General features: G+C 64.4%; 10 protein-coding genes. 6 read left to right on the forward strand and 4 right to left on the reverse strand.

Going from position 1 to position 11,242, the window contains the following annotated elements; translation table 11 throughout:
• Window positions 1-105: 105 nt before the first annotated feature.
• Entirely contained in the window at window positions 106-1,302 is a 1,197-nt protein-coding gene (locus VI26_RS09060; protein ID WP_082150999.1) for an MFS transporter, read from the reverse strand.
• A 100-nt stretch (window positions 1,303-1,402) separates the two neighbouring features.
• Between VI26_RS09060 and VI26_RS09065 the strand changes: the two genes are divergently transcribed.
• Complete coding sequence (locus VI26_RS09065) at window positions 1,403-2,182, forward strand: helix-turn-helix domain-containing protein (protein ID WP_048409411.1); 780 nt, start codon at window positions 1,403-1,405, stop codon at window positions 2,180-2,182.
• Here the strand turns inward: VI26_RS09065 and wrbA are convergent.
• Entirely contained in the window at window positions 2,179-2,778 is a 600-nt protein-coding gene (gene wrbA / locus VI26_RS09070; RefSeq protein ID WP_048409663.1) for an NAD(P)H:quinone oxidoreductase, read from the reverse strand. The genes VI26_RS09065 and wrbA overlap by 4 nt on opposite strands.
• A 126-nt stretch (window positions 2,779-2,904) precedes the next feature.
• Here wrbA and VI26_RS09075 point away from each other — a divergent pair, with 126 nt between their 5' ends.
• Window positions 2,905-4,107, forward strand: a complete 1,203-nt coding sequence (locus VI26_RS09075) for a YihY family inner membrane protein (protein WP_082150972.1) — start codon at window positions 2,905-2,907, stop codon at window positions 4,105-4,107.
• On the opposite strand, the gene VI26_RS09080 is transcribed toward VI26_RS09075, so the two are convergent.
• Window positions 4,059-4,871 carry a DUF3025 domain-containing protein gene (locus tag VI26_RS09080; protein WP_048409664.1) on the reverse strand — a complete coding sequence of 271 codons (813 nt, stop codon included), beginning with the start codon at window positions 4,869-4,871 and terminating at the stop codon, window positions 4,059-4,061. The genes VI26_RS09075 and VI26_RS09080 overlap by 49 nt on opposite strands.
• Before the next feature lie 38 nt (window positions 4,872-4,909).
• Entirely contained in the window at window positions 4,910-7,171 is a 2,262-nt protein-coding gene (locus VI26_RS09085; protein ID WP_156183817.1) for a diguanylate cyclase, read from the reverse strand.
• Window positions 7,172-7,320: 149 nt separating this feature from the next.
• On the opposite strand from VI26_RS09085, the gene cysG reads away from it, so the two are divergent.
• The 4 genes from cysG to ptsP all read left to right on the forward strand — a co-directional run bounded on the left by cysG (window position 7,321) and on the right by ptsP (window position 11,229).
• On the forward strand, window positions 7,321-8,733 hold the full coding sequence (cysG, locus tag VI26_RS09090; protein ID WP_048409413.1) for a siroheme synthase CysG: 1,413 nt from the start codon (window positions 7,321-7,323) through the stop codon (window positions 8,731-8,733).
• A 71-nt stretch (window positions 8,734-8,804) separates the two neighbouring features.
• Window positions 8,805-9,212: a PTS sugar transporter subunit IIA gene (locus VI26_RS09095; protein WP_048409414.1), complete on the forward strand. Its 408-nt coding sequence runs from the start codon at window positions 8,805-8,807 to the stop codon at window positions 9,210-9,212.
• Window positions 9,199-9,468, forward strand: a complete 270-nt coding sequence (locus tag VI26_RS09100; protein ID WP_048409415.1) for an HPr family phosphocarrier protein — start codon at window positions 9,199-9,201, stop codon at window positions 9,466-9,468. The genes VI26_RS09095 and VI26_RS09100 overlap by 14 nt, the downstream gene beginning before the upstream one ends.
• Before the next feature lie 21 nt (window positions 9,469-9,489).
• On the forward strand, window positions 9,490-11,229 hold the full coding sequence (ptsP, locus tag VI26_RS09105) for a phosphoenolpyruvate--protein phosphotransferase (RefSeq protein WP_048409416.1): 1,740 nt from the start codon (window positions 9,490-9,492) through the stop codon (window positions 11,227-11,229).
• Window positions 11,230-11,242: the final 13 nt, after the last annotated feature.

Here is an 11,242-nt window from a genome sequence, read left to right on the forward strand (position 1 = left end):
TCCGAATGGGCAAGGCGCCCGGCAAGCCGCCGAGCGCTCAGACGGCGCCGCAGGCGCGTTGGAAAAATTGAATGGCGGAAGTATCCGGGCAGGGCGGCGCCAGTGTCAAACCTTGTCGCCGCGCAGATCCGGCAACAGGGCGGCCACCAGGCCCAGCAGCGGCAGGAAGGCGCAGAGCTGATAGACGAATTCGATGCCATGGCTGTCGGCCAGCTGGCCCAGCACCGCGGCGCCGATGCCGCCGATGCCGAAGGCGAAGCCGTAGAACATGCCGGACACCATGCCCACCCGGCCCGGCATCAGTTCCTGAGCGTAGATGATGATGGCGGGAAAGGCGGAGGCCAGAACAAAGCCTATGCCCAGCGACAGCACGCTGGTCCAGAACAGATTGACGTAGGGCAGCAGCAGGGTCAGCGGTGCGATGCCGAGGATGGAGAACCAGATCACCCGTTTGCGGCCGATGGCGTCGCCTATCGGGCCGCCGAAGATGGTGCCGAGCGCGACCGCGAGCAGGAACAGGAACAAATGCAGCTGCGCCGCTTGCACGCCCAGGCCGAAATGCTTGATCAGATAGAAGGTGAAGTAGCTGGTGATGCTGGCGGTGTAGAAGTATTTGGAGAACAGCAGCACCAGCAAGGCGAACAGCGTCAGCTTCACGCGCGCCGGAGACAGCGGCGGCGGCGTAACGGCGGCGGCGGCTTTGGCCTTGCGCTGTTGATGGCTGTACCACTGGCCGATTTTGAACAAGACCGCCATCGCCAGCAAGGCGGCGAGACCGAACCAGGCGATGCTGCCCTGGCCCAGGGGGATGACGATCAAGGCCGCCAGCAGCGGCCCGCTGGCGCTGCCGGCGTTGCCGCCGACCTGGAAGATGGACTGCGCCAGACCGGGACGGCCGCCGGAGGCCATGCGCGCCACCCGCGACGATTCCGGATGGAACACCGAGGAGCCGGTGCCGACCAGCGCCGCGGCCAGCAGCAATAGCGGGAAGCTGCCGGCGCTGGACAGCAGCAGCAGGCCGCATAGGGTGGCGCCCATGCCCAGCACCAGCGAATACGGCATCGGCTTCTTGTCGGTATAGAGCCCGACCAGCGGCTGCAGCAGCGAGGCGGTGCACTGATAGGTCAAGGTCATCAGGCCGATCTCGGCGAAGCTGAGCTGGTAATTGCCCTTGAGCAAAGGATAGATCGCCAGCAGCAGCGATTGCAGCATGTCGTTGAGAAAATGGGAGAAACTGATGGCGCCCAGCACCCGGAAACGGGTGCTGTCTTGATCTGGCGCGGAGGCGGCGGCGGTAGTCATGGGCTTGAGAATCATTCAGCTAGTGGGTGAAGTCATACTAGCGAGCAAAGCAACGCCCGTCCTGCGAAAATAGGGCAGGCATCTTTGTAAAAGAGGCGTTATGGCTGATTTTGATCATTTGCATGACTACGACGGCGGCGCGGCGCCTGTGGTGGGCAAGGCGCGCGATTACGCGGCCGGCGGCGTTTCGCCGCGCCATGCCCATCCAACCGCCCAACTGCTGTACGCGGTGGAGGGCGTGATGATGGTCACCACCGATCAGGGGCGCTGGATCGTGCCGCCGACGCGCGGCATCTGGCTGCCCATCGCCACCTGGCACCAGGTAAACATGTTGAGCCGGGTGCGGATGCGCACGGTGTATGTGCGCGGCGACGCCTTGAGCGGCCTGCCGGCGGAGTGCTGCGTGCTGGCGGTGTCGCCCTTGTTGCGCGAGCTGATCCTGGCGGCGACCGGCATTACGGTGCCTTATCCGCCGGATAGCCGAGCGGAGCGGGTGATGGGCTTGATTCTGGATGAAATCCGCAGCCTGCCCAGCCTGGCCTTGTCCTTGCCGCAGCCGGCGTCGCCGGTGTTGGACCAACTATGCCGGCAGTTGCTCGACCAACCCGGCGACGCGCGTGGCGTTGCCGAGTGGGCGGCGCTGGCGGCGATGGATCCGCGCACGCTGCAGCGCCGTTTCCAGCGCGAGACCGGGCTAAGCTTCGGACAGTGGCGGCGGCAGGCGCGGCTGGTCGCGGCCCTGGAACGTCTGGCACGCGGCGCTAGCGTGCTGGAGGTGGCGCTGGACCTGGGTTATGCCAGTCCCAGCGCCTTCGCGACGATGTTCAAGCGCGAGCTGGGCGCGTCGCCCAGCGCTTTCTTCGACGCGTCGCAGATTTAAACCGGTGCAGCCAGTTTCAGCGCAATCTCCGCCAGCCGGCGGCCCTGGGCCAGCGCCAGCTGTTTCTCATCGTCGCTGATTGGCTGCTCGTTGCGCACGCCGGCGACATGGCTAACGCCATAGGGGGTGCCGCCGGAGCGAGTCTGAGTCAGCGCGGTTTCCGAATAGGGCAGGCCCACCATCACCATGCCGTGGTGCAATAAGGGCACCATCATGGTCAACAGCGTCGATTCCTGGCCGCCATGCAGCGAGGCGCTGCTGGTGAACACGCAAGCGGGCTTGCCGGCCAGCGCGCCTTGCATCCATTCCGGGCTGGTGCCGTCCAGGAAATACTTCAGCGCCGCCGCCATATTGCCGAAGCGGGTGGGGCTGCCCAGCGCCAGGCCTATGCATTCGGTCAGATCCGATGTTTCGACATAGGGCGCGCCGGCGTCGGGAATCGCGGCTTCGGTCGCTTCGCAGACCGTGGACACCTTGGGCACGGTGCGCAGCCGTGCCTGGCAGCCGGGCACGCTTTCTATGCCGCGGGCGATCAGGCGAGCCAGTTCTCGGGTGGCGCCGTGCTGGCTGTAGTAAAGCACCAGGAGGTCTTGCATGGGGTCGTGGTCTTCCATCTGAGGTAAATTGCTAAGTCGCGCGCCGCAGCGCAAGCGGGTGCATGATAATGCAACTCTCCGCGGCTTGCCTGATCCGCGCTTTGCCATTATTTTGCCGGGATGCAAATGAGTCGAATCGAACCGTACCTGGGCTTTGCGCGCTTTCTGGCCCGCCGCATGGGCAGCCATCGCGTCGCGCAAGTGTCCGGCAGCCTGACCTTCACCACTCTGTTGGCGCTGGTGCCTCTATTCACCATCGCCTTGACGGTGATTTCCGCATTTCCGGTGTTCTCCGATCTGAGCACCCGTTTCAAGATCATGTTGTTGTCGACGCTGGTGCCGGAATTCGCCGGCAAGGTGATCACCGTCTACATGCGTCAGTTCGCCGACAACGCGGAGAAACTGACCGCGGCGGGCATCGTGATGCTGGGCGTGACCGCGCTGATGCTGATGTCCACCATAGACCGCACTTTCAATGCCATCTGGGGCGTGCGCCGTGGACGACCGCTATTGCAGCAGAGCATGGTGTACTGGACGGTGCTGACCCTGGGGCCGCTGGTATTGGGAGGCAGCTTGCTGGCCTGGCGCAGCCTGTTCAAGGTCAGCAAGTTCGACCATGCGCTGCCGGTGCTGGCCAATATGGTGGAGGCCGGCGGTTCCATCCTGCTGACCGCGCTGGTGCTGTCCTTGCTATACCGCATCGTGCCCAATCGCTTCGTGCCGATCAAGCACGCCAGCGTCGGCGCCTTGCTGACCGCCATCCTGCTGGAAGCCACTCGCGCCTTGTTCGGCTTCTACATCGGCCAGGTGGCCAATTACCAGTTGGTCTACGGCGCTTTCGCCAGTATTCCGATTTTCCTGCTATGGGTGTACTGCCTGTGGATGGTGGTGCTCAGCGGCGCGGTATTCACCGCCTCGCTGTCTTACTGGGAGGGCGATGCCTGGCGGCGCCGCTTCGAGCCGCGGCGGCGTTTTCTCGACGCGGTGGAGGTGTTGCTGCTACTGGACGAGGCACAGAGCCGTGGCGAACTGCTGAGCCCGGTGCAACTGCGCAGCCAGGTGAAAGTGGGCTACGACGAGCTGGGCGGCGTGCTGGACATGCTGATGTCGCGCGGCTTTGTGCAGAAAAGCCAGCGCGACGGCTGGGTGCTGGGCAAGCGGCTGTCGGCGATCTGCATGGTGGAGCTGTTCGAGCTATTCGTTTATCGCAGCGACAACTACCGCGACGATGACGTCGGCGTCGGGGTGGAAAATCTGCTGGGGCCGATGACGGCTGAACTTCAGTCGGTGACGCTGGAGGATTTCGCTCGCCGCGTCGGCCGGAAATAATCGCGATTTTCGTAAAAGGCCGGGCTTTCATTGTCCGGCCACCAGCCTGGAATGCCCAGCAGCGGCAGCGGCCACAGCGCGCGCGGCGCCGGCATGAAGTCGTCGTTGTCCAGCAGGCGCGCCAGTGCCTCGTCCAAGTACGCGAGGCGGCGCGCCTCTTCCCAAGCAAAGAATTCCGTCGGCACCTGCAGCGGCAAGGCCTTGCCGCACCAGCCTATATGCGGCCGCAGGCCGACTTCGAACAGCGCGTGACCGATGGCGTGGACGTCGATGCGCTGGCCCCAGTCGCCGCGGTGTTCCAGGAATAGGCGCTGCCATTCCAGATCGTCCAGCATCCGGCTGAAGGCGGAATCGGCGACGGCGATGATGATGCCGCATTCGTCCAGCAGCGTGGCGGCGTCGCGCAGTGGTCCGCGCTTGGTTTCGCCGCGGGCGATGGCGCGCAGGTGGCGGCGGTTCAGCGCCTGTTTGCTCAGCGGCCAGGCCAGCCAGGCCAAGGCGTTGAACCAGTCGTGCCAATTGCCGCGGCGGGTTGGAACCTCGCCGGTGTGGCCGATGTGCATCTCGTAATAGGCTTCCGGTTCCAGATCGCAAGCGAAGCGCAGCTGGGGCGGTAGCGCGTCAGGGCGCTGCCGGCGATAGCGCCGCAGCAACTGGTCGTAATCCGCTTGCTCCGGCCAGGTGGTGGGAGCGATCAGCGCGGCGGCGTCGCGGACGGGCAGATACAGCGGATGGGAGAGGTAGTCGGTTTGCCAGGCGCTCACGGTGGACATCTTGGGAAAAAAGGGTTCAAGCCGGCATTTTAGCGCAATAGCAGCAATTCCTCGCCGCTGATGCAGTTGCGGCCGCTATGCTTGGCTTGGTATAGCTGGCGGTCCGCCCGGATCAGCACCTCGTCTATATCGCTCTCGTCGGCGCGCAGCACGGCGACGCCGATGCTGACCGTGTATTGCAGCGGGCCGGTCTCGTCGCCGGGCAGGCGCGCTTCGGCGACCGCGCGGCGCAAGCGCTCCGCCGCCAGCAGCGCGTCCTCCATCTTGGTGTCCGGCAGCACCGCGGCGAACTCCTCGCCGCCCAGGCGGCCGCAGATATCCGTGCTGCGCAATACATTTCGGCAGTTTTGGGCGAAATGGACGATCACTTCATCGCCCTTGGCGTGACCATGACGGTCGTTGATGCTCTTGAAGTGGTCCAGGTCCATCATCAGTACCGCCAGCGATAGCTGGTAGCGGCGGTTGCGTTCGATCTCGCGACCAGCCAGCGCGATGAACTGGCGGCGATTGCACAAACCGGTCAGTTCATCCAGGGTGGCGAGCTGATACAGTTTTTTCTCATGGGCGTCGCGTTGCAGCGCGATGGCGATCAAGTGGGTGCTGCGCTGCGCCAGCTGCAGCTCCTCCGGCTCCGGCTGGTGCGGTTCCGGATGGTAGATGGCGAAAGCGCCGAGCAGACGACGGTCGCTGGAGAAAATGGGCGTGGACCAGCAGGCTTGCAAGCCGAATGGCGCGATCTGTTCGCGATAGCCGGCCCATAGCGGGCTGAACGCGATGTCTTCGACGATGACCAGGCTTTTGCGGTGGACGGCGGTGCCGCAGGAGCCCGCTTCGGGGCCGACCGGCACCTGCTCCAGCAACTGACGGTAGCCCGGCGGCAGGCTCTGGCCGGCGGCCAGCCGCAGCGTGTCTCCGGCGGCGTTCAACAACATGATGGAGCAGGCGCCGCGATTCAGCTGCGATTCCATCATCCGGCAGACCTGGTTCAGCGCGTCCTGCAGCGGCGCGTTGCCGGCGATCATCTCCATCACCGCGTTTTCCTCGGCCAGCAAGCGCTCGCTCTGACGGCTGTGGGTGATTTCACGCTCCACCGCCAGAATGCTTCTGAGGCCGCCACTGAGGTCGAACTCGGGAAACAGCCTGACTTCAAAGATCACGCGCCGGGCGGCTAGGTTCAGTTCCAGCTCAAAGCGGCGCGCTTCCCCGCTGGTGAGCAGCTTCGCGCATTCTTCGGCGAAGCCGGCGCGCGCGCTGTCCGGCCAGTCCTTGTCGTGGACGCCGCGGCCCAGATGTTCTTCGCGCGTCAGCGCCGAATAGCGGCCTACGCTGCGGTTGATGAACTGGCAGCGCAGCTCCAGGTCGTAGCGGGCGATGACGTCTTCCGAGTTCTCCACCAGGGTGCGGAATTCCTGCTCCCGCCGCAGCATCGCGGCTTCGGCGGATTTGCGCGCGGTGACGATCTGGCATAGCGCATGGATATGACTGATGCGGCCTTGTTCATCCTTGCGGAACTGGGTGCGCTGTTCCAGCCATTCCCAGTGGCCGTGTGGATGGCGCACGCGGAATTCCATGCCGCTGGCGCTTTCCTGGCGCTGTTCCGGGTGTTTGAGCAGGGCGGAGAACAAGGAGCGGTCCTCGGGGTGCAGCAATTCCAGCCAATGCGAGAATGCCAGTCTTTCCGCGTCGGCCGGCAAGCCCAGCAACGCGTGCAGCGCCTGGGGGGAGCCTTGCACGGTGCGGGCATCCAGATCGAACTCCAGTAAGCCCAGCCGCGCTTCTTGCAGCGCCAGCCGCCATGAGGCCAGTTCGTCGCCTGGCGCGTGGCCGGCGTGCTGCGTTTGTACTCGCAGCAATAGCAGGCCGGGCATGGCGCAGGGCAGCGGGAAGGCCTGCAGCTCGGCATGGGCCGCCAGCAGGCCGTCGCGGTGGCCGGGGTGGGTCGGGTCGAGCAGCAGCGCCAGATCATGAGCGCTGAAACCGCAGTCGGACAGCGGGCCGCCCTCGCGCGCCGACACCGGCGCATGCGCTGAGATCGCGAGCAAGCGACCGCCGGCATCCGCCAGCAACAGGGCTTGCGGGCTTTGCCGCACATGGCGATACAAGGCGGCGCGCCGCCTGCGTGCGAACCACAGACAGCCCAGCGCGGCGAGCAAGACCAGTAGGGGGACGGCCAGCGCCAGCTCCTGCATCCACCCCGGCGTCGCGGCCCGGGCGCTGTCGGCGGCAAGCAGGCATGGCAGGCCTGCCGCTGCGCGCAAGAGGCGGGATGGGCGGCGGGGGGCTGGGTTCAAATAGTTCTCCGGAGCGTGGCTGCGCGCAAAACCGCAATGATGGCATTCGTGCCAAGCCGCGCGCGTTTCGTCATATCGATAGCATCCGCCAGCGTCGTTTTTATGCAACAAATGCAGTATGCTGCAAACATCATCGCGGAGCTGGCCAAATGGATTACTTCCCTATCTTCCTTAAATTGCAAGGCGCATCCTGTTTACTGGTAGGGGGCGGCGAAGTGGCGCTGCGCAAGGCGCGCTTATTGATGTCCGCCGGCGCGGAACTGACGGTGGCCGCGCCGGAACTGGTGCCGGAACTGGCCGAGATGGCGCGGCGGGGGCAGCTGGAGCATTTGTGTTCCTGTTTCGAGCCGGCCCAGGTGCAAGGCCGTCGCCTGGTGGTGGCGGCAACCGATCAACGCGAGGTCAATCGCCAAGTGTCCACCGCCTGTCAGGCCTTGAATATTCCGGTCAATGTGGTGGACGACCCAGAACTGTCCAGCTATATCACCCCGGCCATCGTCGACCGTTCGCCGCTGGTGATCGCGGTGTCCACCGGCGGCGGCGTGCCGGTGCTGGCGCGTTTGATCCGAGGCCGGCTGGAGAGCCTGATTCCCAGCGGCTTTGGCCGGTTGGCGCGCTTTGCCGCCGGCTTCCGCGACCGGGTCAAGGCCGGCATTCCCGATGTCGAGCGCCGGCGCGCGTTCTGGGAGTCGGTGCTGGAGGGCCCGCTGGCGGAGGCGGTGATCAATGGCGACGAGGCCACTGCCGAGCAGGCGATGGCGCGGCGGCTGGAAGAGGCCGGCGCGCAGGCGCCTCGGGGCGCGGTCTATCTGGTGGGCGCGGGGCCGGGCAACCCCGACCTGCTGACTTTTCGCGCATTGCGACTGATGCAGCAGGCCGATGTGGTCCTGCACGACAATCTGGTGGCGCCGGAGCTGCTGGAACTGGTGCGGCGCGACGCCGAGCGCATCTATGTGGGCAAGGCCAGGGCCAATCACGCCTTGCCGCAAGGCGATATCAATCTGTTGATGGTCGAATTGGCGCAGCAGGGCAAGCGGGTGTTGCGGCTCAAGGGCGGCGATCCGTTCACCTTCGGGCGCGGCGGCGAGGAGATCGAGACGCTGGCCGCGCACGGCATCGCCTTCGAAGTGGTGCCCGGGGTCACTTCCGCCAGCGGCGCGGCCGCGTACGCCGGCATACCGTTGACTCATCGCGACCATGCGCAGTCGGTGACTTTCGTCACCGGCCACAAGCAAGATGGCAGCATTCACCTTGACTGGCCTGCGCTGACCCGGCCGGCCCAGACCGTAGTAGTCTACATGGGTGTGTCCACCGCGCAGGAGCTGTGCCGCGCCTTCATTGAGCATGGCAAGCCGGAGACGACGCCGGCCGCCGCCGTTGAATGGGCGACCACCGAGCGTCAACGCACGGTGACGGGCACGCTTGGGAATCTGCCGGAACTGATGTCCAGGCATAATATCGCGTCGCCCGCCTTGATCATTGTCGGCGAGGTGGTGGGATTGGCGGATAAGCTGGGATGGTTCCGACGAATAGAGAATACTGCTGATACAATGGCAGACTGACGTGTTGATCAACCTTTTTGCTGTAGCGGCCGGTTCGATATCGGCGGCGCTGCCAACATGAAGAATCAGGCATGGTAGGTGTATTGATAATCGCGCATGGCGACCTGGGGCGCAGCCTGGCGGATTGCGCCAGGCATATCCTGGGCCGAGAGCCGGAAAATCTGGCGGTGATGGCGGTCGACAAGACCGACGACCCGGAAAGCAAGCAAGCCGAGGCCCAGCTCCTGGTGGACCGATTGGACACGGGCGAGGGCGTGGTGATCCTGACCGATATGTATGGCGGCACGCCGTCCAATATCGCCAGCCGGCTGATCCGGCCGGGGCGGGTGGAGGCGGTGGCCGGCGCCAGCCTGCCCATGGTGGTCAGGGCCTTGTGCTATAGCAGCCAGCCGTTGGAAATCGTGGTCAGCAAGGCGATTACCGGTGGTCTGGAGGGTGTGCTTTATATCATTCCGGGGGAAGGCAATGCTGCGAACTGAAGTCGAAATCATCAACAAGCTTGGCCTGCATGCCCGCGCTTCCAGCAAGTTCACCCAGCTGGCCAGCCGTTTCAAGAGCGATATCTTCATCGCGCGCAATAATCGCCGCGTCAACGGCAAGAGCATCATGGGCGTGATGATGCTGGCCGCGGCGAAGGGCGCGACGGTGGAGCTGGAGGTGAACGGAGAGGATGAGCAACTGGCGATGGATGCCCTGGTGGCGCTGATCAACAACCGGTTCGACGAAGCCGAATAAGCGGAGCCTAAGGACGGGACGATGAGCATCATCCTGCACGGGGTGGCCATAGGCGGCGGCATCGCCATCGGTCGCGCCCATCTGATTTCGCGCAGCATGGACGATGTTGCGCACTATCTGCTGGAAGACGAAGAAGTCCCGGCGGAGTTGGCGCGCTTCGACGAAGCCATCCGCGATACCCGCAAAGAGCTGGAAATGCTGTGGGGCAGCATTCCGGAGAACGCGCCGGCGGAACTGGGCGCCTTCTTGTCGCTGCACATCATGCTGCTGGGCGACGTCACCATCTCGCGCGAACCGCGCGAAATCATAGAAAAACAGCATTGCAACGCCGAATGGGCGCTGAAGCTGCAATGCGAATCCCTGGTCGAGCAGTTCGATGCGATCGAGGAAGACTATCTGCGCGAGCGCAAGAACGATGTGCTGCAAGTGGTCGAGCGCATCTTCAAGAATCTGGACGGCGATGTGCCGCAGCTGCCGGCGCCGGAAGACCTGGTCGACGACCATATCCTGGTGGCGCACGACCTGTCGCCGGCCGACATGGTTTATTTCAAAGACTCGAACTTCGCCGCCTTCATCACCGATGTCGGCGGCGCCACCTCGCATACCGCTATCCTGGGCCGCAGCCTGGACCTGCCGTCGGTAATCGCGCTGCACCACTCGCGCGAGTTGATCCGCGAAGACGAGTTGATCGTCGTCGATGGCCTGCAGGGCGTGGTGATCATCAATCCGGACGATCTGGTGCTGGCCGAGTATCGGCGGCGACTGCGCGCCTGGCGCGACGCCCGCCGCAAGCTATCGTCGATCCGCAAGTCCAACGCCAAGACCCAGGACGGCACCGCGATCGAATTGCTGGCCAATATCGAGTTGCCGCAGGATGTGGAGGACGTGCGCAAGTCCGGGGCGGCCGGGGTCGGCCTGTTCCGCAGCGAGTTCCTGTTCCTGGGACGCGACACCCTGCCGGACGAGGACGAGCAGTACGAGGCTTATCGGCACGTGGCGGAAACCATGAAGGGGTTGCCGGTAACCATACGCACCATGGACCTGGGCGCGGACAAGAATCCCAAGTGGTTGAACCACGCGGTGGCGGACAATCCGGCGCTGGGGCTGACCGGCATCCGTCTGTGCCTGGCCGAACCCTTGATGTTCCGCGCGCAATTGCGGGCGCTGCTGCGCGCCTCGGTGCATGGCAAGATCAAGATCTTGTTCCCCATGGTCAATTCCTTGCCGGAGCTGAAGCAGGCGCTGGCGCAACTGGAGTACGCCAAGCAGGAACTGCGCGAGGAAAACATCGCCTACGCCGAGGACATCGAGGCGGGCGCGATGATAGAAATTCCGTCGGCGGCGCTGGTGGTGGGCAGCTTTCTCAAACACATCGACTTCCTGTCGGTGGGCACCAACGATTTGATCCAGTACACGCTGGCGATCGACCGCAACGACGACTCGGTCAGCCATTTGTACGATCCCATCCATCCAGCGGTGCTGAAGCTGATCCTGCACACCATCAAGTCGGGCATCAAGGGCGGGGTGCCGGTATCGGTGTGCGGCGAGATGGCGGGCGACGCCAGGCTGACGCGGCTGCTGCTGGGCATGGGTTTGCGCAAGTTTTCCATGCATCCGGCCAATCTGCTGGCGGTCAAGCAACAGGTGCTCAACACCCACCTGGACCAGATCGCACCGATTACGGCGCGCATGCTTAGAAGCGAAGACCCTGATAAAATCGCCGATCTTTTGCAACAACTGAATGCAGAGCCGGGTGTCTGATCCGGCTTTTTCC

Source organism: Chromobacterium sp. LK1 (assembly GCF_001043555.1).
GTDB classification, from domain to species: domain Bacteria; phylum Pseudomonadota; class Gammaproteobacteria; order Burkholderiales; family Chromobacteriaceae; genus Chromobacterium; species Chromobacterium aquaticum.